The organism is Nonomuraea sp. K271 (assembly GCF_009908215.1).
Lineage (GTDB): Bacteria > Actinomycetota > Actinomycetes > Streptosporangiales > Streptosporangiaceae > Nonomuraea > Nonomuraea longispora.
In genome coordinates, this window is record NZ_JAAAHR010000025.1 from 17478 (window position 1) to 40657 (window position 23180).

Sequence of the window (23180 nt, forward strand, 5' to 3'; positions counted from 1 at the left end):
GCACCGGTGCCTCGGCCATAGACTCGTACGATGTCCGGAGGTGGGGAGGGCCGGGAGCCACTGGTGGGAAGGCGAGACAGCGGGATGCCGGCGTTCCTCTTCCGCCTCCTCGGGCCCGTCGAGCTGGAGGCGGGCGCCGGGCGGGTCGCCTTCCGCGGCAAGCAGGCGGCCCTGCTCACGGCGCTGCTGCTGCAGGCCGGTCGGGTGGTCTCGACCCAGCGCCTGGCGGAGGCCGTCTGGGACCGGACGCTGCCCCGCAACCCGGCCTCGCGGGTCAGGATGCTGATCTCCGAGGTACGCCGCGCCTGCGCCGCCCTGGACGCCGATGTGATCGGTACGCAGCAGCCGGGCTACGTGTTACGGCTGGGCGCCGGCCGACTCGACCTCGCCTGCTTCCAGTCCCAGGTGTCGCTCGCCCGGGAGGCGATGGCCAGGGGGCGGTGCGAGGAGGCGCTCGCCCATTATGACGGGGCTCTGGGCTGGTGGCAGGGCCCGCCGCTGGGCGGGATCAGCGGCTCGTTCGCCGAGGCGCAGGCCGAGTGGCTGGACGGGCTGCGGCTCGACGCGCTGGAGGAGCGGCAGTCGGTGCTGCTGGAGCTGGGCAGGGACACCGAGGTCGTCACCGAGGCACGCGCGCTGGCCGCAGAGGCCCCGCTCAGGGAACGCCTGCACGGGCAGCTCATGCGGGCGCTGCACCGCAGTGGGCGGCGCGGCGAGGCGCTGGAGGTCTACCGGCAGTTCCGCGCCCGGTTGGTCGAGGAGCTGGGCCTGGAGCCCACCGACGAACTGCAGCAGGTGCAGCGGCAGATCCTGCAGTCCGACGCGGCCCCGCCACGGCGGCAGGACGGGGCGGCGCCGGAGACTTTCCTGCCCGTGCCGGGCCAGCTTCCGGCCGCGCCCGCCGCGTTCACCAACCGGAGCCGCGAGCTGCGCGAGCTGGACCTGCACCTGGCCTGCGGCGCCGGCAACGTGGGCGTGGCCGTGATCAGCGGGCCGGGGGGCATCGGCAAGACCTGGCTGGCGCTGCACTGGGCGCACACCCGTCGTGACCGCTATCCCGATGGTCAGCTGTACGTGAACCTGCGCGGTTTCGACAACGCCGAGGAGCAGCTGTCCCCGAGCGCCGTACTGCGCCATTTCCTGACGGCACTGGGCGTGCCGCCCACGGTGATCCCCGCGGACCAGGAGGCGCAGGCCGCACTGTACCGGTCGGCGCTGGCCGAGCGCCGGATGCTGGTCGTCCTGGACAACGCCAGGGACAGCGCCCAGGTGACCCCGCTCATCCCGGGCAGGCCGGGCTGCCCGGTGCTGGTGACCAGCCGCAACCGGCTCGTGAGCCTGCACGCCACTCACTCGGCCCGTCTGCTGGAGGTGGGCGCCTTCTCCGACGAGGAGGCCTACCGGATGCTCTCCCACCACGTCGGCCGGCAGACGCTGGCCGACGACCCCGCCTCAACCGCCGCGCTGCTGGAGCACAGCGGCGGCCTGCCGCTGGCGTTGGGCGTGCTGGCCGCCCGCGCCAGCGCGCAGCCCGCCTTTCCCCTGGCCGTGCTCGCCGAGGAACTGCGCGATCCGGCCACCAGGCTCGACGCGCTGCAGACCGACGACCTGGGCGCGGGCCTGCGCGCGGTGTTCGCCTCCTCGTACGCGGCACTGGACGCGCGGGCCGCCCGGCTGTTCCTGCTGTTGGGGACGGCTCCCGGCCCGGACATCGGCCTGCCGGGGGCGGCCGCGCTCGCCGGGCTGCCGAGCGCCGAGACCCGCGCGCTGCTGTCCATGCTGGAGACCGCCAACCTGGTCAGGCAGCCCTCCCCCGGCCGGTACTGGATGCACGACCTCGTCCGGCTCTACGCCGCCGAGCGGGCCGAGGCCGACCTGCCGTCGGAGACGCGGGATCAGGCCCTGGTGCGGCTGGTCGAGACCTACACGGCCATGGCCCGTGCCGCGGACCGGACGCTCTCCCCGTACCGTCCGGCCGTCGCCGTTCCTCCCGCGGCCGTGAACGTGCCGGCCTTCCAGGACGCCGCCACCGCGCTGGCCTGGTTCGAGACCGAGCTGCCGTGCCTGCTGGCCGCGCAGCCGCTGGCCCTGGAGCTGGGCCTGGACGTGGCGACCTGGCAACTCGCCTGGGGCATGAACACCTTTCTGCTGCGCCGCTTCCACAACCGCGAGCGGCTCGCCGCCTGGCAACTCGCGCTGACGGCGGCGGAACGCCTGGACGATCCGCACACCACCGCCGTCGTCCTCTGGCACACGGGGTACGCCCACGCGGCGCGCGACCGGATCGACGAGGCGCTCGACCACCTGGAGCGGGCGCTGGAGCTGTTCGAACAGGCCGGGGACCGCCCCCTGCTGGCCCAGGTGCACCACACGATGGGCTGGATGTGGAGCGTACGCGGGCAGCCGCGGCGCGGGCTCGGCCACGCAGAGTTCGCGCTGCGGCTCCAGCGCGAGGCCGGTGACCCCATATGGGAGGCCAGTGCCCTCGGCGCCGTGGGCTGGATCCGCCTGCAACTAGGCGAGCACGAGGCGGCCCGCGACGCCTGCGAGCAGGCCCTGACGATCTTCCGCCGGCACCGCGACCGCGACGGCGAGGCCGCCACTCTCGACAGCCTTGGCAAGCTCGCCTTCCACCGGGGCGACCACGAGCGCGCGCTGGAGTACTACGGGCAGTGCCTCGACCTGCGCAAGTGCACCGGCAACGCCTTCCAGAGCGCCGACACGCTGGTATCCCTGGGCGACGCGCATCTGGCACTCGGCGACGACGCCGAGGCGCGGGCCGCCTGGCGCGACGCGCTGAGCCTGTACGACTCCCAGCATCGCCGGGCCGACAGCGAGCGGGTGAGGGAGAGGCTGGCGAACACGTGAAGCGCAGGATCACAGGGTCGGGCGCGATCCGCCACGGGGCCGGCCAGCCGTCGGTCGAACCACGCGCGGGTGCGCCGCAGCACATCGACCTGGTGGTCGCGCTCCCGGATCACATGGCCCTCTCTCGGATGGACCACGACCTCGTGCGCCCCGCGAGGTTCCAGCCCCAGGAGAGGTCGACACCAGATCGTCAACGACCCGGGCGACTTTCCGCTGCCCGGCTCGAAGGCTGCGGACCCTGCGGATCTCCTGCGGGCTCATGCCACCGATGTGGACGTTGCCGTCGTCGAGTTCGAAGCTCGCCGTGACCACGTCCGGTTGCCCGTCCGCGGAGACGGTGGCGATGAGTTTTCCCGTCACGCCTGGTCCAACTCTTCAGACGCCGAGCAATCAGGAGGACATTGTGAAAGGCGGCCAACAGCCACCGGAGGGTCAGTACGCCCTCGACGTTGAGCGCGTGATCGACGCGCCGGCGGAGTCGGTTTTCGACGCCTTCATCGCGCTGTACGACAGCCGACGGCCGGACTGGGTGACCCGTTCCGAGCTCGATCTGCGACCAGGCGGGCGCTGGTCGGTAGCCTTCCAGGTACCGAACGGGCCGGCCTTCCGGGAGGAGCGCGTCATCACGGCTGTCGAGCAGCCTCACCGGCTGGCCTACGATATGACCGCGATATACGAGGATGCCCCCAGCTTCTCCACCACAGTCGAGATCACGATCGACGCCGCGCCGGACGGGCAGCGGATACGTCTGGTCCAGCGGGGTTTTCCCACGGCGGAGACCCGTGACGACTTCGCCGGCGGGTGGCCGGACGTACTGGACGAACTCGCTCGCCGAACATCCATGCGAAGAGGGGGCGGCGAGCAGAGCGAGTACTAGACGCGCAGCACTTTGGGGCCGGAGGCGCCGTAGCGTTGCGCGGTGGCCCGGGACAACTGCTTGCCCGTGATGACATAGGTCAGCTGCTCGATGTCGGCGAACTTGGCGAAGCTGGCCACCCCGAACTTGGTGTGCTCGCACACCAGTACGGTCTGACGGGCCGCCTGCAGCGCCGCCGTCTTGGCCTGCGCCACGGCCGGGTCCGGAGTGGTCAGCCCGCGGTCGAGCGACACGCCGTTGGTGCCCATGAATGCCAGGTCGACGTTCAGCTCCGCGAGCATCCCGGTCGCCCATCGGTCGACGGTTCCCATGGTCTTCGGTCGTAGCCGGCCGCCGACCATGATGACGTCGTGGTCGGTCAGGCGGTTGAGTTCGGCGGCGATGGTCAGCGATCGGGTCACGACGGTCATCCGCTGCAGCCGGCGCATCGGCCCGACCAGATCTTCCGGCAGCGCTCCCTCGTCGAGGAAGACCGTGTCGACGTCGACCATCATGGCGACCGCGGCTTCGGCGATCATCAGCCGCTCCTCGGTCTTGGCCTTGCGCCGGTGCTCCACCGGCGTCTCGAAACGGCCGATGTCCGTGGGGTAGAAGACGCCGTAGGACCGGGCGATCAGCCGCTGCGCCTCAAGCGCCCGCAGGTCCCGGCGCAGCGTCGCGGGCGAGATCGAGAACAGGTCGGCGATGTCGGAGACGACCGCGCGGCCCTCGCTCCTGACATAGGTGAGGATCCGCTGCTGACGATCGAAGGCACGGCCGCGAAACGAGCTTGACACCTTGTTGACACCTTTGCACATCTGGACGAAACGTTCGCGCAATGGTCACAGATTTGCTGACTTATGAACAGATTCGACCACGTGACCGCCAGTAAAGTCTGCACCTGTTCGTCCTCGATGCGGATGGGTGGTAGCCCGTGAGCAGTGGAGCAAGCGATCTCGACTCGAGATCAGCACTCCCCGACAGCGCCCGCCAAACGCCCGATTCCAGGGGAACGACGTCCGAGTGGCGGCGCGTTGCGGCACGCCGACGCCGGCGCGGGTACCTGCTGTTCGCCGCTTTCGCACTGCCCAACCTGGCGTTGATCGCCGTGTTCTCCTACTGGCCGATCGTCGAGAACGTCTATCTGAGCTTCACCACCTGGGACTTCATCTCGTCGCAGGCCGACTGGGTCGGCCTGCTCAACTACCAGGCTCTGTTCAGCAGCTGGTCATTCCCCGAGGTGTTGTTGCGCACGCTGGTGTGGGTGGTCGTCGTCGTTGTCGTGACCCTGGTGCTCGGCCTGGCGCTGGCGCTCTTGTTCGCCCAGCGCATCCGGGGCGCCACCGCGGTGCAGACGCTCGCCTTCGCGCCGCACGTGCTGTCCGGGGCGGCGATCGCGACCATCTGGCTGTTCATCTTCGATCCGAATCACGGCCTCAGCCGGCTGGTGTTCGAGGCGTTCGGAGCGAGCTCGCCGGCCTGGACGACCGACGACTCCTGGGCACTATGGGCGTTGATCATCGTTTCCATCTGGAAGGGGCTCGGCTTCGTCGCGATCGTCTACCTGGTGGGCATCCAGCAGATTCCGGCCGAGGTGCTGGAAGCGGCCAGGATCGACGGTGCCGGCCGGTGGACGCAGTTCCGGCGAATGATCTTCCCGCTGCTCTCCCCGACCACCTTCTTCCTGGTGATCACACAGACGATCTCGGCCTTCCAGGCCTTCGACGTGATCGCCATGATGACCAACGGCGGTCCCGCCCGATCCACCACCACGTTGAGCTGGTTCATCTACGACGAGGCGTTCAACCGCACCAACGTCGGGGGCTCCAGCGCGGCTTCCATGATCATGTTCGTGGTGCTGATGGCGATCACCGTGTTGCAGTTCCGATTCGTCGAGCGGAGGGTTCACTACTGATGACGGTCATGCCGACCGCGGTGGCAACCGAGCCCACCTCGCGGAAGTCGTCCGGCTCTCGCCGTACGCGCTGGTGGGGCGTACTCGCCCTGACGATCACCGCCCTGGTCTTCCTCATCCCGCTCTACCTCTTCGTCAGTACGGCGTTCAAGACCAACGCCGATATCAACAGCTGGCCGCTGCGGCTGATCCCGCGATCGCTGACCCTGGAGAACTTCGTCAACGCCTGGACGTTGGCCCCGTTCGGCCAGTTCCTGGTCAACTCGGTCGTGGTGGCGGCGATCGGGACGGTGCTCAAGGTGGTGCTGGCGATCTCCACCGCCTACGCCTTCGCCTTCCTGCCGTTCCCGGGCAAGCGCTACCTGTTCATCTTCATGCTCGGCGCGCTGATGGTGCCGGGACACGTGACCCTGCTGGTGAACTACATCACCGTCGGCCAGCTGAATCTGCTGAACACCTACGCCGGCCTGATCCTGCCGGGCGTGGCGTCGGCGTTCGGCACCTTCCTGCTCCACCAGTTCTTCCGGTCGCTGCCGTACGAGGTGCTGGAGGCGGCGCAGTTGGACGGCGCCGGGCATCTGCGCAGGATCATCTCGATCATCGTGCCGATGGCCCGGCCGGCGATCATCACGGTCGGGCTGATCGCCCTGATCGACGAGTGGAACGGCTTCGTCTGGCCGCTGATCGTGACCAACTCGGTCAACATGCGGACGCTGCCGATCGGGTTGCTCTACCTCAAGGAGAACGACGGCATCAACGACTGGGGCGCGCTCATGGCCGGAACCCTGTTCGTCGTCCTGCCGGTGGTGATCGTCTTCCTGCTGGCACAGCGCTACATCGTCGCCGGTCTGGCCGGCAGCGCGGTTCGCCGGTGATCACCCTGCGATCCGGTTCGATCAGAAAGGACCCAGCGTGACCGGGACGAGTTTCAGCCGACGCAGGCTGCTGGCCGGTGCCACCGCGGCCGCGGCCAGTCTGGCGCTGACCGGCTGCGTCGGCCGCAGGGACGGCGACTACGCCCAGGTGAGCGGGCAGGTGCCGGAACGGTTCGCCCGCCGCGAGCGGGTCGTGCTGTGGAGTGCGTTCACCTCCCACAACGCCACGGTCCTGCAGTCGATCATCGACGGGTTCAACGCGTCACAACAGGACATCTTCTGCGAGATCCAGCTGTTTCCCGGATACCCCGCGCTCGACTCGAAGCTGGCCGCCAGCTTCGCCGTGGCGCAGGTTCCCGACCTGGTCACGCTCAGCGACGTGAACTGGAACCGCTACTTTCTCGCCGAGACGCTGGAACCGCTGTCCGGCTACTTCGACGCCGGTTTCGGGCCCGACGCGTTCCATCCGAGGTTCCTGGCCGAGGGCACCATCCGGGACCAGGTCTACTGGCTGCCCTGGGCTCGCTCGACGCCCCTCTTCTACTACAACAAGGAGATCTTCGCCGGCGCCGGGCTGCCCGACCGCGGGCCGAAGACCTTCACCGAGCTGCGGGAATGGGGACGCGAGCTCAAGGGCTTCACGTACCGCGGCGCACCGGTCAGGATGCGCGGCTACACCGGCAAGGACGACTGGTATTTCCAGGGCTCGAGCTGGGCCTTCGACGGCAGCTACTCCGACGGCATGGTGTCGAGGCTGAGTTCCGAGCAGACCGTCGCCGCCCTGGAGTTCGACCGGGCGTTCATCCATGACGACCAGATGGCCTACCTGGCCGACGACATCAACGCCGATTTCGCGGCCGGCGTCACGGCGACCATCTGCAACTCCACCGGTGCGCTCACCTCGCTGCTCAAGGCGGCCACGTTCGAGTTCGGCACGGCCTTCCTGCCCGAGCAGGACGCGCCCGGCGTGCCGACCGGAGGCAGTGGGCTGGCGGTCATGCGCAACTCGACCAAGGCGCGCAAGCAGGCGACCTGGGAAGTGATCAGGTACCTCGCCGAGAAGGGCGCGCCCGAGTGGAGCCTCAACACCGGCTATCTCCCGGTGACCGCCAGCTCCCTCGACTCACCGAAGATCAAGGAGCGCAACGCCGCGACCCCCGCGTACCAGGTCGCCCAGGATCAGCTGAGCCGCGCCCGCCAGGCGGATGTGATGCGCCGGTACGTGAACGAGACGATCTCCGAGATGCTGATCGTGCTGCAGAAGGTGTACGCCTCCAACGCCGACCCCGGCGAGACGCTGCGTGAGGCGACCCGGAATCTCGACCCGGCCATCCAGCGGGTGCTGCCGAAGTATCGGCGACTGGTGGCGTCCTGACCTTGCACCTCTCGTGCCGCCGCTCCGTCGGCTGCCGTACGAGATACAACCGACAAGTAGAACTCAGCGAGAAGGGACGATCGTGGCATTTGCCATCGTCGGACACCGCGGCGCCATGGCCGAAGCACCCGAGAACACCATCGCGTCCTACCGCGTGGCGGAAGAGATAGGCGTCGATGAGCTGGAGACCGACGTACGGATCAGTTCCGACGGGCAGCTCCTCATGCTGCACGACGCCACCTTGGACCGCGTCGCGGCCGAGCCGGCCGGCAAGGATCTGGGCCCCGTCGCGGAGCTGACCTGGTCGGCGATCAGCGCGGTCGACGTGGGCGAGGGTGAGCGGGTGCCCACGCTGGAGCAGATGTATCAGGCGACGACGCGGTTCATCCAGCTGGAGATCAAGGACCCGGCCGCCATCGACGGTCTGGCCGGCTTCTTCGCCCGCCATCCCGGCTACGCTGAGCGGACGATCCTGACCGGTTTCTCGGTCGAGGCGATGGCCGCCGTGGCCGAGAAGCTGCCGCAGATCCCGCGGGGCATCATCGTGTCCCAGTGGAGCCACGCCGAGTCCCACCCAGGCGGTTACCGGAAATTGATCGAGGAAACCGGGTCCTGCCGGATCCACAGCGGCGCGGAAGGGCTGACCGCCGAAGTCGTCCAGCAGCTGCAGGACGAGGGCTTCCCGGTGCATGGCTGGCCCACCCGCGACGAGGACGACCTGCGGCGCTGGCTCAAGCTCGGCGTGGACGGGACGACCAGCGACGATCCCCGTACGGCGCGACGCTGGCTCGCCGAGGCCCTCCGGTGACGACGGACGCGGTTGCCCCGGGCGCCGGTCCGCCGGCAGCGGTGCTGTTCGACATGGACGGCACGCTGTTCGACAGTGAACCCCTCTGGGACGTCAGTCTCGCCGAACTCGCCGGGAAGCTCGGCGGCACCCTGTCGCCCCGGACGCGCCATCGGGTGGTCGGCCGGAATCTCCGGGACACCGCCCGGATCGTCCAGGAGGACCTCGGCGTCGACGCCGACGCCGGCGAGTCGTCCGCCTGGCTGCTGGAGCGCACCCGGCAGTTGTTCGCCCTCGGGGTGCCGTGGCGGCCGGCGGCCCCGGCCGTGGTGCAATCCGTACGCCGGCACGGCATTCCCACCGCGCTGGTGACCTCGAGCCACCGCGTACTGGTCGACGAGGTGCTGGCCCAGCTCGATCCCGGCATGTTCGACACCGTGGTCTGCGGCGACGAGGTGACGTACCCGAAGCCCGATCCGGAGGCCTACCTGACGGCGGCCGGGCGGCTGGGCGTCGATCCGCGCGAGTGTGCGGCGCTGGAGGATTCTCCGCCGGGCATCGCGGCGGCGCTGGCCGCGGGCTGCCTGGTCGTGGCCGTGCCAGAGAACGGCGAAGCGCTGGCCGACGGTCACGGTGCCGTGGTGGTTGCGCTGGAAACCGTCACGGTCGATCGGCTGATCTCGCTGCTGGCCGCCCGGATCGGCTGAACCGAAGGAACGCGCACGCCTGCCGATGACGTCATCCGCACCGGCCGTGCGGACAAGCCGATGCCGGTGCCGACGGCATGAACGAGCGGGGCAGTCAGCCGGTCGCCCGTATGGGGGCCGGCTGACCAGGACAGGGTGACGCCCAGTATGAGCCCACATATCCCGAAGGGCCGCGGCCGGCGAGAGAGGGTGACGCCGGCGGGCCTGCGATCACCGACCGATGGGAAACTTCCTAGTCGGACTCACTCCACAGATACCACGGGCCCTGCCAGTGTTCGTAGAGATCCTCGCCCTCAGGGTCGGGCGGCTCGCCCTCAGGGCTCCAGGCGAATCCGGCAGCACCGAAAAACCCGACGCCGTCGATGGCGAAACGCACTCCACCGGGGATCCGCACGGCCCGTTCGACCGGGAACAGCCCTATCCATTCGTCGTCCGCGGGCAGCGGCGCACCATGCGAGAAGGCTTGGGAGCGCCCGTCGAGGGCAGGTCGCGACAGCGCGAAGCGCGCCTTCAGGGGCGCGCCCACGTATACCAGGCCGCAGACCAGCAGAACGATCAGGGGCGGCAGTGACCACACCGGCCATTCACGACGCAACCGCGTTGAAGGTTCATCCCTGAACAGCATGCGGGCCAACGTGAGCACCCATATGAGAGCGATGAAGACCCAGACATTGACCGTCAACGCCAACCACATCGGGTCGCCACCTGGAACGCTCGTCGCCCATACGGTCGCCAGGGCCGCGACGACCGTCGGCATGATCGCCACCGTCCGTCCCGGCCGCCAGGTGTCGAAGCCGGGCTTCGCCGTGTCCATGCCGCCACCATAGAGGTCCACCGGCAGCGTCGAGCACAAGCGTGGGCTCGCCCTGTGTGCGGAGCGCCGCGCTCGACGTGACCGATCACCACGTGCGATCGTCGAACGGTCATGGGCAAGCCGACATGCCTTCCACTGCCGTTCGGGCTCGTCGTGGTCATCGCCGGTTTCTTAGCGGTCCGCGACGTGAACGGACGACTTCCCGCCGCTCCCGTCGAGGCCGGCGAACACGTGGCGCCCGAAGCGATCGCTGCCTTCCTTCCCTTCGCTCCGCCCGTCGTCTACGTCCTCAATCCGGTGACCGGCTACGACGAGCAGCAGTTGCCCGACCCGTCGGGCGGATACGTCACGATGCCGTTCACCATGGGCCCGCTGTCGCCACCGTGGTACCCGCCGCTGCTCGGCCCGATCCTCGCCACCGCGGTCGCCACCGTCCTCGCCGCCGCCGTCGCCCCGTGCCACAGCCCCCCCGGGCCCTTCTGGCAGGCCGACTACGCGCTGGAGCTCATGGTGGAGGCGTGTGCTTTCGCCATCGTGCCTGCCCGCCGCTCTGGCCCTGCACGGCATTCTCCTCCGCTGGCATGGCATGCACCCGCGCTCCGCTGATCGTCGGCGTCCTCACCGTCTTCTACCTGCTGACGCTGCTCGTCGTGGCTTGGGACAACCTGCTGATGTACATGGACGAGCGTCAGGGCCAGATATCCGGGTTCCCCTGTGACCAGCAATCCTCCCGCATGTTGATGCGGATGGGGTTGGTCTGCTCCACGGTTCCGTCCGAGGCCCACAGTTCGGCGACGTAGACGGCGGGCGGGGCCGGTGCGATGGATACGTGGACGAATCCGAGGATGGTGTTGCCGTAATTCTCTCCGGGCCAGACGGCGCCGCCGTTGCTGTACGATCCGGGCGGCAGGTTCCGAATGCCCAGGGTGATCTTGTCCTTCCACTTTCCGTAGACGTACGCGACGAAGTACGTACTGGGATGGCCGCCGGGCGCGCACATGCGCTGCCCGATGTCGCGCAGCTCCCACGTGGCCCCGGCCGTGGCGGCCGAGGCCGGTAAGGTACCGGACAGCGTCAGCGCCACGCCGGCGGCGACGCCGAGCAGCAGCCTGACGGCACGTCGGATTGATCTCACAGAACCTCCAGAAACTCAAGGCGAGGGAACTTGACATCTTCCAGGGACCATTGTCATCCCGTTCGTTGCGAATTCAAGGGTTGAAGTTTTATCAATCCACGAGGCGGGCATGCGACCTGGCCTTTTTCTCGCCATTCTCATGAAATCTTAATTTCGAAATGTTTCGGCGTACTGATGGTGTTACGACAGGCCGGTGAGCGCGCGACACCGCCGGCCGTGCAGGTGGGCGCTGCTCGCGGTCTCCCTCCCACCGCACGGGTAGGAACGCTGCCGCCGAGGCAGCCGCGAGTAGGGCGAACACGACGCTTCACAAAAGAGTGAAACGAGCGATCACGAGGAGATCCTTCCCAGCCAGCCGTCGTCGTTACGTTGCGGTATGGGCCGTGTGCGGTCGATGCCGGGACGGCCCTGGGCCCGCCAGGTCTCGGCCCAGCCGGTCAGTACGCGCAGCGCGTCCTCGCTTGGCCAGACCTGTCACGTTGACCGGGGTGACGAGGTGCCGATCTCCAGCACACGCTGACCGGGGGTGACATCGAGCAGGTCGAGCATGGACGCGATGACCTGGGGCGCTCCCGCGGGGACGAACTCTGCGGCGTGAGCGCGCGCCGGTCCGCCCCGTACGACTTGAGTCGTACGGGGCGGTGGCGAGGATGGGACCTGCGGTGGGTGCGGCGGTCGGCGGCGGTCTGTAGCGTCGCTCGCGTGGTCAGACGTATCGTTGCCCGCGCCCGAGAGCACCCGCGAGTGGTGGACGCCGCATGGGCTGGACTGGTGGTGCTGGCCAACGTCCCCGTGCTGGCCGACGGTCACGCGGGGGTGGTCGGGTGGGGATGGCTGTGCGCGGTCTGCCTTCCGCTGGTCTGGCGGCGGACGGCTCCGGTCCTCGTCCTGTACGTGACGGTCGGCCTCAGCCTGGCGTCCTACGTGGCCGGGGTCCAGGAGGTCCACCCGGTGACCGCCATCGCGGTGGCGGCGTACACGGTCGGCCGGCACCGCCCGTGGCGGCGAGTGCTGCCGCCGGTGGTGGCGCTCGGAACGGCCTATCTCTACGGCACGCTGGTGGCCGGGCTGCGGTGGGACGATGTGGTGACTCTCACCTCGGTCGTGACGGCGGCCGTTCTGCTCGGCGTGACGCTCCAGACCAGACTGGCCTATCTCGCAGGGCTGAGGGAGCGGGCCGAGCGGGTGGAACGCGAGCGTGACCAGCAGGCGCATCTCGCGGTAGCGGCCGAGCGGACCCGGATCGCCCGGGAGGTGCACGACATCGTGACCCACAACCTGGCGGTCATGGTGGCGCTGTCCGACGGGGCCGCATTCACCGCTACGGCTGCTCCCGAGCGGGCCGCCGACACGATGGGGAAGGTGTCGGCTGCGGGCAGGGAGGCGCTCGCGGACATGCGCCGGCTGCTGGGTCTGCTGCGCGACGGCGGGCCGGACACCGCCGGCGAGATGGGCAGGCTGGCCCCGCAGCCCGGCGTGAACGATCTCGATCTGCTCCTCGACCAGGTGAGGGAGGCGGGCGTGCGGGTCACCCTGGTCCGTGAAGGCGTGCCGGACGGCTGGGGGCCGGGCCCCGGGCTGGCCATCTACCGCATCGTGCAGGAGGCTCTGACCAACACGATCAAGCATGCCGGCCCGGATGCCGCCGCCCGGATCCGGCTGAGCTACACGAGCTATGGAGCCGACCTCGAGATCACTGACGACGGCCGCGGCGCTTCCGTCCTGGCCGGCGCGGGGCCGTGGCCTGGCGGTCACGGGCTGGCCGGTATGGCCGAGCGGGCGGCGGCATACGGCGGTCGCATCGAGGCGGGTCCTCTGCCCGATCGAGGCTGGCGGGTGCACACTCGCCTCCGGTTCGGTGACGGAAGCGCGTGAAGATCCGGCTGCTGCTGGTGGATGACCAGCCCATGTTGCGTCTCGGCTTCCGGATGGTGTTCGAGACCCAGCCCGACCTCGAAGTCGTCGGGGAGGCCGGCGACGGCGGGCAGGGTGTCGCGATGACCCGCGCATTGAGACCCGACGTGGTGCTGATGGACGTCCGGATGCCGGTGATGGACGGCATCGAGGCGACCCGGCGGATCGTCGGCTCCGGATCTCCGGCGCGCGTCCTGCTGCTGACCACGTTCAACCTGGACGAGTATGTCTTCTCCGGGCTGCGCGCGGGAGCGAGCGGGTTCCTGCTCAAGGAGGTGCCGCCGCCTGATCTGCTCACCGGTATCCGGGCCGTGGCCTCCGGCGACGCGGTGGTCGCACCGCAGGTGACTCGCCGGCTGATCGACGCCTTCGCCCAGCACCTGCCCGACTCGGCGACCGGCTGCTCGCCTGCCGACCAGCGTCTGGATCAGCTCACCGATCGCGAACGTGAGGTGCTGGCAGAGGTGGTCCGCGGTCACTCCAACGGTGAGATCGCCGAGACGCTGACCGTCTCGGAGGCGACGGTGAAAACTCATGTCGGCAGAATCCTCACCAAACTGCAACTGCGTGACCGGGTGCAGCTCGTCGTCTACGCCTATGAGACGGGCATCGTGCGGCCAGGCCAGGACAGGTGAGCGCGGCAACCAGGCGCCGGTGGTCGTGCTCGCGGCGGCGATGGTGACCGCGCTCGCACGACTGTGCGTGACGGCCGTCATTCGGCGACGGCGGGGGTGGTTGTTCGTGCGCTGGCCGGCCACCATCGGCTGGAGCGATCAGCACCGGATCGGGGGCGGCGTGTCAGCGCGCCACAGCTCGGGATCGGCTTCTGGAGCCTCGACCCCATCCGGTGCGTCCCCACGGCTTCACGATGGACAGCACCGTGGCGAGGAACAGGACGACCAGCATCACGACCGACCCCGCGAGCAAGCCGGGCTCCAAAGAGCCGATGTCGGCCCCCGGGCCGGCCAGGGTCGCCGCGAGCGCGGCCTTCACCCCTTGGGCGGTGTACGCGTATCCGAAGATCATCGCGAAGACGGTGAGCACCAGCTTGGTGACGACCCACCAGTGGTGCAGAACGCGCCACTTGGTGTACAGCGCCAGCACCAGCCCAGTGACCAGGGCCCCCAAGCTCCCGGGGATCATGATCGCTGTGTCGCTGATGTGCAGGAGCTCGTAGGTAGCGGGCCGCAGTGGCTTCCCCGTACTGCTCAGCGCCACGACGCCCATGACGAGCATGGCGTAGCTGCCGCCGAGCCAGCCCACCGAGAGGCTCACGTGCAGCACCAGCCACACCCTGCGCGCGGTGGGCTTCATCGGCCAGGTGACCGATCGCCTTGGTGTGGAGCGAACCGGCTTCACGAGGTGTCCTCCATTGCGCTAGACGACGATGTCTCCAGCACACAGGTGACCGGCTGGTGGGCGAATCACGGCAGGTATGACATTTCTTGGTATAGGTGGCTGTCATGGCACCGGCGGGAAAAGGTTCTAGGCTCCGGCGGTGTGGAGAGCATGCACCCGCGAGAGGCGCTGAGGTCTCGTCCGTCCAGACTCCTGATCTCCTCCGCACCCTTGCGCGCCTGGGCGTATGCGGCGACCGGTGCCCTGCTCGGCGGCGGCACCATGGCGATCGTGCTGATCTTCGTCCTGGTGGGTGCGACACTGGCGCCTTTTGTCATCGGGTTCGTGCCATTGACGGCGGCCGGGCTGGCGGGGATCCCGGTCGGCGCCATCGAACGCCGGCGGCTGCGGTTGCTCGGCTTGCCGGCGCACCCCAGCCCGCACAGGATCCTGCGCAGAACCGGGCCCGTGGCCTGGACAGGCACCAGGCTCCGCGAGAGCGTCTCCTGGCGCGAGTTCGGTTACACCATGGCGCTGATCACTGGACTGTGGTTGCTCGACTACGTCGTCGCGGCCGTCCCGCTGGTCTGTCTCGCCTGTCTCGCCGCGCCGGTCGTCTACCTGGTGTCCGGCCCGGTGGACGTCCTCGGCTCTCACCTCGCGACGCTGGCGGACTCGCTCCTGGTGGCGGGATTCGCAGGGCTCGGACTGGTCGCCGCGGCCTATCTGGCCGTCGCGGTCGCAAGCATGCGCGTCCCGATCGTCCAGGCGCTGCTCGCGGCTCCCCCGTACGAGGTCCCCGACATGGAGACGGTCGGCTCCAGCGGGCGGCTGCTCGACGCCTTCGACGCAGAACGGCGACGCATCGAGCGTGACCTGCACGACGGCACCCAGCAGCGGCTCGTCGCGCTCGGCGTGATGTTGGACATGGCGCGGATGAACGTGGAAGAGCCCGAGCTGCGCAGCCTGCTGTCCCGCGCCCATCGAGAGACGATCACGACGCTGGAAGAGCTGCGCGAGCTCGTCCGCGGCATCCATCCGCGTGTGCTGACCGAGCGTGGCCTCCCCGAAGCCGTCTCCGAGCTGGCAAGGGCCCATCCCATGAGGATCCGGGTGAAGATCAACGTACCGGGCAGGCTCGTGCCAAGCGTGGAGAGTACCGCGTACTTCATGGTGAGCGAGGCTCTGGCGAACGTCGCCAAACACGCCGAAGCCAGCGACTGCTGGGTCAGTGGCTGGATCGTCCATGACATGCTGATCTTGGAGGTGGGCGACAGTGGCAGGGGCGGCCTCGACTCTCGGGCGGACGGAGGCGTGCAGGGGATGGCAGACCGGGTGGCCGCGGTGGGCGGCCAGGTGAAGTTCACCAGCCCCGGCGGCGGGCCGACCATCGTGCGCGCGGAGATCCCCTGCCTGCCGCAGACGGCGACGGCATGAGAGTCGTGCTGGCCGAGGACTCCGGCCTGCTGCGAGAGAGCCTGGTCAATCTCATCACCTACTTCGACCATCAGGTGGTGGCCACCGCGGCCACCGCGGGTGAGCTCCGCACCGCGGCCACGGTCTTTCGGCCTGACATCGTCGTCACCGACGTGCGCATGCCGCCCGACCACACCGACGACGGCCTGCGGGCCGCGATCGCGCTTCGCCGCGATCGCCCTTCGCTGCCGGTGCTGGTCCTCAGCCAGTACGTCGACAGCGCCGCGCTCTCCGAGCTGCTGCGCAGCGGCGATGCCGGCACCGGCTACCTGCTCAAGGACCGGGTGGCCGACGGCGCCCAGTTCGTGGCGACCATGCGGGAGGTGGGTGGCGGCGCAACGGTGATCGACCCGGACGTGGTGCGGCGGCTGCTCACGCGCCGGGACGACCCGCTGCTGCGGCTCAGCACCCGCGAGCTCGAGGTGCTGGCCCTGATGGCGGAGGGCCGGTCCAACGCCGCCATCGGCAGGGAGCTCGTCATCTCCGAGGTGACCGTCTCCAAGCACATCGGCAACATCTTCACCAAGCTGGACCTGCCCGCCGACGAGATCAGTCACCGAAGGGTCCTGGCGGTCCTCAGCTACCTGCGCGGCTGATCCCCCGGGGAGACTGTGCCGTCCGACTGCCCCGCTCGCCCCTGCCGCCGGACAACGAGGGCCAGGGTGCCGAGATAGACGGCGACGAACACAACCCCGGACAGGGCCCTGAAGGCGTCACCGGCCAGCAGGCCGATCAGCAGGACGATGACGGCCGCCTGCGTCGTTCCCGCGCCGAGGACGAACATCGCCGCGGCGGCCCGGGTCGTCGCGGCGATGCGGGCCACCGCCCAGAGGCCCGCCACCACCGCCACCGAGGTGTAGAGCACAACGACCGGCCACGGAGCCTTCACGACGGAGACCAGCATCTCGGTTCCCACGAACCAGATGGCGTAGAGCCCGGCTCCCGACGCGAACGGCAGCCATCGCGCCCCTGGACGATCCGCGCCCGCCTGGACCCGCGGGACCCGGGGAAGGCGCATCGCAACCACATAGGCCACCAGCGCGGCACCGAGCACGGCCGCCAGGTGCAGGAGGAAGGTGGCGCCGTCCTGAACTCCTCGGTTCTCGCCCCAGAACACGAAACGTGCGATCGCCAGCCCGCCGGTGACGATCGCCAGCATCCAGGTGGCCCGTTTCGGCAGCCACGGACTGTCCGCCTGCCGGGGGAACAGCAGGTGCGTCAGGAGCACCGGGGTGAGGAGCGAGAACAGGCCGTGCCAGGGCAGGATGTACAGCGCCCAGGGGATCCGCAGGCCGGCCACAACGCCCAAGGTGCCGTACGCGTCGTTCGCCGGGTCGAGGGGGTGGAACAGCGTTTCCGAGATGAGACCCTCGTTGTACAGGCCGTAGATCATGCCTAAGCACCACAGGCCAATCGGTCCCGTCTTCGCGCGCGTGGCCACCTCGCGCAGCACCAGGATCGGCAGGCCGTACACGAAGATCGTGAAGGGGAGGAACATACCCGGCTGGAAAAAGTCGGTGGCCGGCATGGATCCGCTGAAAACCTCCGCCAGCAGCGGCGAAAGCACCATGAGCAGCAGGATCGGCCACCTGCTCTGACGTAGCGCGTTCATCGTGAGGTGTTTCCTTTCGTCGATCTCCGACGTTAGGGACGACGCTCCTCACGCACGACAACCCGAAGTCGGACTCAGGCACGCCGGCGACATACACCTCAGGTCGCAGTCCGTCCGCCGACGGTCGCATGCACCGACCGCGGGCACCTCGGGCGTGGTGACGCCGGCCATGGCCCGCAGCCCTTCCACCTTCATGACCACATATCCCTCCCGGACCCGCTATGTTGGTCACATGACTTGGTCACGAGACCAACATTTGCGGAGAGGAAGCCCCTATGCGCGTCACGGTGAACGGCACGTCGTTGTTCGTGGACGTCGAAGGCCCCGCCCTCGTGCCCGACGGTGACACGATGCGCGACAAGCCCACGCTCCTCCTGCTGCACGGCGGCCCGGGCCACGACCACTCGATCTTCAAACCGGCGTACGCGCGGCTGGCCGACCTCGTTCAGTTGGTCTACGTCGACCAGCGTGGCAACGGCCGCAGCCAGGACTCCGACCCTTCCACCTGGCACCTCGACCAGTGGGCCGACGACATCCCCGCCCTGTGCGACGCTCTCGGCATCACCAAGCCGATCGTGCTCGGCTGGTCGTTCGGCGGCATCGTCGCCATGCACTACGCCGCCAGGCACCCCGATCACCCCGCGAAGCTGATCCTGCAGAGCACGATGGCCCGCATGGACGTCGACCAGGTCGTCGAAGGCTTCCGCGCGGAGGCGGGCGAGGCGGCGGCGCTGGCGGCCAAGGCATTCCTCACGGAGGGCACACCGGAGACGTTCGGGGAGTTCGGGCGGCTGTGCGCGCCCTCCTACAGCCCGGATCCGGCTTTCCCCTCCCCCGAGGACATCCAGGCGATGACGCGGATGACCCCCAACCCGGAGCTGACGATGAGGTTCATGTCGCGGGAGCGTTTCGACCTGCGAGGCGAGCTCCGCGACGTCCGCTGTCCGGTGCTGGTGGCGGCGGGGGCGCGCGACCCGATCACACCGCTCGCCTCGGCGCGGGAGATCATGACCGGCCTGCCCGCGGGGGCACGGCTGGAGATCTTCGAGGAGTCGGGCCACTTCATCGCCGACACGGAGGGCGAACGGTTCTTCGCGCTCCTGCGCGCCTTCATCGAGGCGCCATGAGGAACTGCGCGGCCGCGGTCGAGCCAGGCGCCGTAACCACCTTCCCGGCCGCGTTCAGCGGGGCGCCGCGATGACGTACCTGTCCGCCGACGAACGGCGGCGCGTCATCGTCGACGCCGCCGTCCGCGTGATCGCCACCGAGGGCCTGTCCCGCGCGACCACCCGCCGCATCGCGGAGGAGGCGGGAGTGCCGCTCGGCACCCTGCACTACTGCTTCCGCAACAAGGACGAGCTCAACCTGCTCATCCTCGGCCGCGGCCGCGCCACGATGCTGGCCGCCTTCGAGGAGCTCGACCAGGGGGCCGGGTTCGAGGCGACCGTACGCGAGGTCGTGGCGACGTACTGGCGGTGGATCCGCGGCCACCACGGGCTGCATCTCGCGCTGATGGAGCTGCTCATGTGGGCCATCCGCAACAAGGAGGCGGTCGTCCCCGGCCGGGACGTCTGGGCCGAGGTCAACGCCCCGCTCGGCGGTGACCTCATCGACTCCGCCCTGACCGCCGCGGCGGAGCGGGACGGCCTGCGCACGGCGGTGCCGGTGCCCGAGCTGGCCCGGTTCCTCATCCACCGGATGGACGGCCTGGTCTTCGAGTTGGCGGAGACGTCGGACGAGGCGAGCTGCGAGCGGCAGACCCTCCTCCTGGCCGACGCGCTCGTCCTCCTGGCCCTGCCGCGTCAGGGTTCGGGGTAGGCGAGCAGGTATCTCAAAGACAGCAGCCATCCGCCTGACATCCTCAAGCCCTCAGCTCACCATGCTGGCTCCGACCTGACCGCCGATGGCGACACCGCCGCCCTCGCGTTCTCCTGTGAGCGCGCCAAGGCGGCCGGCGACGACTACGGCGCCGCCGAGTCGCTGCTGCTGGATTCCCTCCGCGAGGCCGCCGACCTGTCGGGCTGGCCGAAGAAGCTGCTGCCACCGGGTGCCTGGCCGCAGGTCACGCCGGGCAGTCGGTTCGGTGCGGCGCTGAGCGCGCTCGACCGCTACCTCGACCGCCTCACCCTCACCACCGGCGTCCTGGTCATCTTCGACCGCCGCCCCGCAGCCCCACCCTGGAACGAACGAGGAGACTTCGAGCAGGCGACCACACCGTCCGGCCGCCAGGTCACCGTCCTGCGCGTGTGAGAGGTGCCCTGGGCCGGTGGACGCGCCGTCATACCGCCCCAGGCGGCCGGGAGGCGTTCTTCCTCTGAGAAGGTGGAGTGGTGCGGATCGAGTTGCTGGGGCGGATCCGGGTCTTCACCGATGACGGAACACCCGTTGAGGTCGGAGGCCCTCGCGTGCGCATGGTGCTGGCCCGGCTCGCACTGCAGCCGGGACACGTGGTGCCCGCCGAGACGCTGATCGGCGCGATATGGGGCGACGGCCCGCCGGCGGACGCCGCCAACGCGCTGCAGGCGTTGGTGTCCCGGCTGCGCAAGGCCCTGCGCGGGACCGGCGGCGTGCAGTCGCGGCCGGGCGGCTACCGGCTCGTGGCCGGCGCGCAGGACGTGGACGCGCACAGGTTCGAGGAGCTGGCGGCGCGCGGAGGAAGGGAGCTGGCCGCCGACAGGCCGCAGGCGGCCTCCGTCACGCTCGGCGAGGCCCTCGGGCTGTGGCGAGGCGGCGCCGCGCTGGCCGATCTGAGCGATGTGCCCTTCGCCGACGACGCCGCCGCCCGGCTTGAGGAGCTGCGGGTGGCGGCGGCCGAGGACCGGTTCGACGCGGAGGTGCGGCTGGGAAGGCACGATGAGGTGCTGGCCGACCTGGAGGCGGCCGGCAGGCGGCATCCCTTGCGGGAACGGCTCACCGTTGTGCGCATGCGGGCCCTCTACGCGGCAGGGCGGCAGTCCGACGCGCTGACCGTGTACGAGGAGACGCGCGTCGAGCTGGCCGGGCAACTCGGCGTCGATCCCTCCCGGGAACTGCGGGAGACGCAGCTGGCGGTGCTCCGGGGCGAGCTCGACGGTCCGCCCGTCCACGCCGGATCCCGGTTGCCTCGGTGGCTGACCGGCTTCGTCGGCAGGCAGGAGGAGCTCAGGCTGGTCCTGGAGCTGATGGAGACCTCCCGGCTGGTCACCGTCGTCGGCCCGGGCGGAGTCGGCAAGACCCGGCTGGCCGTGCACGCGTTGACCCGGCACCGCACCTGCCGCAGCGGACGGGTGTGGTTCGTCCCCCTGGCCGGGGTGGAGACGTCCGCCGGGTTGCTGGACGCCGTGCTCGGCGCGCTGAGCGCCTCGGGTCCGCGCTCGGTGCAGCCGCTGCGCACCGACCCGCAGGAACCCCTTGACGCGGTGGCCGGTCTGCTCGCGGGTGGGGAGGCGGTGCTGGTGCTCGACAATTGCGAGCGGCTGGTGGCGGACGTCGCGGAACTGGCCGCCCGGTTGCTCGACCGGCTGCCCTACGTGACGATTCTCGCCACCAGCAGGGAGTCGCTGGCGATCGTCGGTGAGGCGCTGTGTCAGCTCGGGCCGTTGGAGGTCCCCGCCACGACGGAGGAGGCCGCCGGGGCGGCATCGGTGCGGCTGTTCCTGGACAGGGCGGCCGGTGTGCGGCCCGGTTTCGTGCTGGATGAGGTCACTGCCGGTCCCGTGGTGGAGATCTGCGGGCGGCTGGACGGGCTGCCGCTGGCGCTGGAGCTGGCCGCCGCCCGGCTGCGTACCATGAGCGTGGAGGAGATCGCGCGGCGGCTGGATGACCGCTTCCGGTTGCTCGCCTCGGGCAACAGGACGGGGCCCGCTCACCAGCGCACGCTGCGCGCGGTGGTCGAGTGGAGCTGGGAGCTCCTGACGGAGGACGAGCGGGCGCTGGCGCGGCGCCTGTCGGTGTTCCCGGGCGGGGCCGGGCGGGACGCGGTGCGGGCGGTGTGTCCGAACGCGGACGGCCCAGACGGCGGGGACGGGAACGGCGGGGACAGCGGCGGCGACGGCGGCGCGTACGTGCTGGACGCGCTGGTCGAGAAGTCCATCGTGGAGGCGAGCGGTGAGGGCCGCCGCAGATATCGCATGCTGGAGACGATGCGAGCGTACGCGGCGCAGGAGTTACTCCTAGCCGGTGAGCGGGAGGCGGTCGAGGCCCGTTTCGTGCGGTACTTCCGGCGGCTGGCCGAGGAGCACGAGCCGTTGCTGCGCTCGCGCGAGCAGGTGCGCTCGGTGGCGGTCTTCGATGCCGAGTACGGCAATCTGGTGCTCGCGCTGCGGATGGCCGTCGCATCCGGGGACGCGGACTCGGCATCGCGGATCCTGCCCGCGCTGAGCTGGTACTGGACCATGGCGCGGTTCGACGCCAGGTCCGAGTCGCTGGTGGAAGCGGTGCTCGGCTTCGGCGACGCCCTGCCCGCCGCCGCGCGGGCGGCCTTCGCCGCGGTGCGCGCGCTGGCCGGCAACAGCGGGTCGCTGCCCGATCGTGAGCCGGCCCGCGCGCTGATCGAGGACTGTGTCCGCTCGGGGGCGATGGACCGATATCCGATCCTGGTGCCGGTGGTGGTGCCGGCGGCGTTCTTCCTGGGTCTTGACGATCTGGCCGAGCGTGAGTTGCGCCGGGCGCGCGATCACCGGGATCCGTGGGCGCGGGCGTGCGCGTGCTGGGTGGAGGCGTACGTGCGCATCGACCGTGGCGACTGGCCGGGCGGCGCCGCGGCGCTGGCGCAGGCCCTGCGGCGCTATGAGGAGGTGGGCGAGCGTCATGGGCTGGCGATGACTCTGATCGTCTCCGCCCACGCCCACGCGGTGCAAGGTGAGCACGAGCCCGCGCTGATCGCCGCAGAACGTGGTGTCGCCCTGGTCGCGGAGCTGGGTTCGCAGGAAGAGGCCGGGTATCGGACCTGGCTGGCCACCGCGCGGATGCGGGCCGGTGACCCGGACGGCGCCTGGCGGGACGTCGCGGCGGCCCGCCGCGCGATCGGCGGCCGGGTGCAGCGGCATTCCGAACTCGAGCTGGAGCGCTGCGTCGCCGAGCTGCACCGGCGTGGCGGCGCCTGGGAATCGTCGGAGCAGGCGCTCGATCGGCTGGAGGCGCTGGCCGGAGAGCTGTCGGTCCCCGAAGAGACGATCGAGGTGCTGGTCGCGCCGGCGCGGGTGGCCAATCTTCTGGCCGCGGGAGCGGCCGCCGAGGCGCGGCGCATGTTCCCGAGCGCGGTCAGAGCCTCGGTCGCCGCGCGCGACGCCGCCGCGGCGGCGCAGTTGCTGGCCCGGTTGCTGCTCGGTGAGGGCGATCCGGCCGGCGCGGCGCACGCCCTCGGGATGAGCCAGGCGATCCGGGGGGTGTTCGACCGGGGTGATCCGGAGGTGGGCGAGCTGGCGGCCGCCCTGGTCGAACGGCTCGGCGCCCCGGCGTACGAGCAGGCGTACCGCCGGGGCGCGGGGCTGTCCAGGGACCAGGCTCTCGGCCTGCTGGCGGGGTGAG

Annotated in this window: 20 protein-coding genes; 15 read left to right on the plus strand and 5 right to left on the minus strand. The window is 70.0% G+C overall.

Going from position 1 to position 23180, the window contains the following annotated elements; all coding sequences use genetic code 11:
* Positions 1 to 63 precede the first annotated feature (63 nt).
* Both GUY59_RS11715 and GUY59_RS11720 read left to right on the plus strand, forming a co-directional pair.
* A complete protein-coding gene (locus GUY59_RS11715) occupies positions 64 to 2868 on the plus strand; it encodes an AfsR/SARP family transcriptional regulator (protein WP_161714489.1) in 2805 nt (934 codons plus the stop codon).
* A gap of 268 nt (positions 2869 to 3136) precedes the next feature.
* Positions 3137 to 3745, plus strand: coding sequence for an SRPBCC family protein (locus GUY59_RS11720; protein ID WP_161714490.1), 609 nt, complete (start codon positions 3137 to 3139; stop codon positions 3743 to 3745).
* Here the strand turns inward: GUY59_RS11720 and GUY59_RS11725 are convergent.
* Entirely contained in the window at positions 3742 to 4521 is a 780-nt protein-coding gene (locus GUY59_RS11725; protein ID WP_161714491.1) for a DeoR/GlpR family DNA-binding transcription regulator, read from the minus strand. The two genes, GUY59_RS11720 and GUY59_RS11725, sit on opposite strands and share 4 nt — an antisense overlap.
* Positions 4522 to 4658: 137 nt before the next feature.
* On the opposite strand from GUY59_RS11725, the gene GUY59_RS48535 reads away from it, so the two are divergent.
* From GUY59_RS48535 to GUY59_RS11750, 5 genes are all read left to right on the plus strand, one after another.
* Positions 4659 to 5639 carry a carbohydrate ABC transporter permease gene (locus tag GUY59_RS48535; RefSeq protein ID WP_138202166.1) on the plus strand — a complete coding sequence of 327 codons (981 nt, stop codon included), beginning with the start codon at positions 4659 to 4661 and terminating at the stop codon, positions 5637 to 5639.
* Positions 5639 to 6514 (plus strand): carbohydrate ABC transporter permease, encoded by an 876-nt coding sequence (locus GUY59_RS11735; RefSeq protein WP_201760750.1) that lies wholly within the window; start codon positions 5639 to 5641, stop codon positions 6512 to 6514. Before GUY59_RS48535 ends, GUY59_RS11735 begins: the two co-directional genes overlap by 1 nt.
* Positions 6515 to 6551: 37 nt before the next feature.
* Entirely contained in the window at positions 6552 to 7889 is a 1338-nt protein-coding gene (locus GUY59_RS11740) for an ABC transporter substrate-binding protein (RefSeq protein ID WP_161714492.1), read from the plus strand.
* An 82-nt stretch (positions 7890 to 7971) separates the two neighbouring features.
* Positions 7972 to 8697, plus strand: coding sequence for a glycerophosphodiester phosphodiesterase (locus GUY59_RS11745; protein ID WP_201760751.1), 726 nt, complete (start codon positions 7972 to 7974; stop codon positions 8695 to 8697).
* Positions 8694 to 9383: an HAD family hydrolase gene (locus tag GUY59_RS11750; protein ID WP_201760752.1), complete on the plus strand. Its 690-nt coding sequence runs from the start codon at positions 8694 to 8696 to the stop codon at positions 9381 to 9383. The genes GUY59_RS11745 and GUY59_RS11750 overlap by 4 nt, the downstream gene beginning before the upstream one ends.
* A gap of 232 nt (positions 9384 to 9615) precedes the next feature.
* Here the strand turns inward: GUY59_RS11750 and GUY59_RS11755 are convergent, their stop codons facing one another.
* Positions 9616 to 10197, minus strand: coding sequence for a hypothetical protein (locus GUY59_RS11755; protein ID WP_138202168.1), 582 nt, complete (start codon positions 10195 to 10197; stop codon positions 9616 to 9618).
* A gap of 111 nt (positions 10198 to 10308) precedes the next feature.
* Between GUY59_RS11755 and GUY59_RS11760 the strand changes: the two genes are divergently transcribed.
* Positions 10309 to 10803, plus strand: a complete 495-nt coding sequence (locus tag GUY59_RS11760; protein WP_138202169.1) for a hypothetical protein — start codon at positions 10309 to 10311, stop codon at positions 10801 to 10803.
* An 82-nt stretch (positions 10804 to 10885) separates the two neighbouring features.
* On the opposite strand, the gene GUY59_RS11765 is transcribed toward GUY59_RS11760, so the two are convergent.
* Positions 10886 to 11332, minus strand: a complete 447-nt coding sequence (locus tag GUY59_RS11765; protein WP_138202170.1) for a DUF5980 family protein — start codon at positions 11330 to 11332, stop codon at positions 10886 to 10888.
* Between the two features lie 702 nt (positions 11333 to 12034).
* Between GUY59_RS11765 and GUY59_RS49950 the strand changes: the two genes are divergently transcribed.
* Together GUY59_RS49950 and GUY59_RS11775 are read left to right on the plus strand one after the other, a co-directional pair.
* Positions 12035 to 13207 (plus strand): sensor histidine kinase, encoded by a 1173-nt coding sequence (locus tag GUY59_RS49950; RefSeq protein ID WP_161714493.1) that lies wholly within the window; start codon positions 12035 to 12037, stop codon positions 13205 to 13207.
* Positions 13204 to 13881 carry a response regulator gene (locus tag GUY59_RS11775; RefSeq protein WP_132334615.1) on the plus strand — a complete coding sequence of 226 codons (678 nt, stop codon included), beginning with the start codon at positions 13204 to 13206 and terminating at the stop codon, positions 13879 to 13881. The genes GUY59_RS49950 and GUY59_RS11775 overlap by 4 nt, the downstream gene beginning before the upstream one ends.
* A gap of 163 nt (positions 13882 to 14044) precedes the next feature.
* Here the strand turns inward: GUY59_RS11775 and GUY59_RS11780 are convergent, their stop codons facing one another.
* On the minus strand, positions 14045 to 14605 hold the full coding sequence (locus tag GUY59_RS11780) for a hypothetical protein (RefSeq protein WP_161714494.1): 561 nt from the start codon (positions 14603 to 14605) through the stop codon (positions 14045 to 14047).
* A gap of 210 nt (positions 14606 to 14815) precedes the next feature.
* Here GUY59_RS11780 and GUY59_RS11785 point away from each other — a divergent pair, with 210 nt between their 5' ends.
* On the plus strand, positions 14816 to 16021 hold the full coding sequence (locus GUY59_RS11785; RefSeq protein WP_161714495.1) for a sensor histidine kinase: 1206 nt from the start codon (positions 14816 to 14818) through the stop codon (positions 16019 to 16021).
* Positions 16018 to 16656 carry a response regulator transcription factor gene (locus tag GUY59_RS11790; RefSeq protein WP_138202173.1) on the plus strand — a complete coding sequence of 213 codons (639 nt, stop codon included), beginning with the start codon at positions 16018 to 16020 and terminating at the stop codon, positions 16654 to 16656. Before GUY59_RS11785 ends, GUY59_RS11790 begins: the two co-directional genes overlap by 4 nt.
* Here GUY59_RS11790 and GUY59_RS11795 read toward each other — a convergent pair.
* On the minus strand, positions 16641 to 17672 hold the full coding sequence (locus tag GUY59_RS11795) for a hypothetical protein (RefSeq protein ID WP_161714496.1): 1032 nt from the start codon (positions 17670 to 17672) through the stop codon (positions 16641 to 16643). The genes GUY59_RS11790 and GUY59_RS11795 overlap by 16 nt on opposite strands.
* Before the next feature lie 275 nt (positions 17673 to 17947).
* Between GUY59_RS11795 and GUY59_RS11800 the strand changes: the two genes are divergently transcribed.
* The 3 genes from GUY59_RS11800 to GUY59_RS11810 all read left to right on the plus strand — a co-directional run bounded on the left by GUY59_RS11800 (position 17948) and on the right by GUY59_RS11810 (position 23179).
* The gene (locus tag GUY59_RS11800; RefSeq protein WP_138202175.1) at positions 17948 to 18799 is read left to right on the plus strand and encodes an alpha/beta fold hydrolase; all 852 of its coding nucleotides are present in this window, start codon (positions 17948 to 17950) and stop codon (positions 18797 to 18799) included.
* A 70-nt stretch (positions 18800 to 18869) separates the two neighbouring features.
* Entirely contained in the window at positions 18870 to 19490 is a 621-nt protein-coding gene (locus tag GUY59_RS11805) for a TetR/AcrR family transcriptional regulator (protein ID WP_138202176.1), read from the plus strand.
* Between the two features lie 512 nt (positions 19491 to 20002).
* Positions 20003 to 23179 (plus strand): BTAD domain-containing putative transcriptional regulator, encoded by a 3177-nt coding sequence (locus GUY59_RS11810; protein WP_161714497.1) that lies wholly within the window; start codon positions 20003 to 20005, stop codon positions 23177 to 23179.
* The last annotated feature ends 1 nt before the right edge of the window (position 23180 follow it).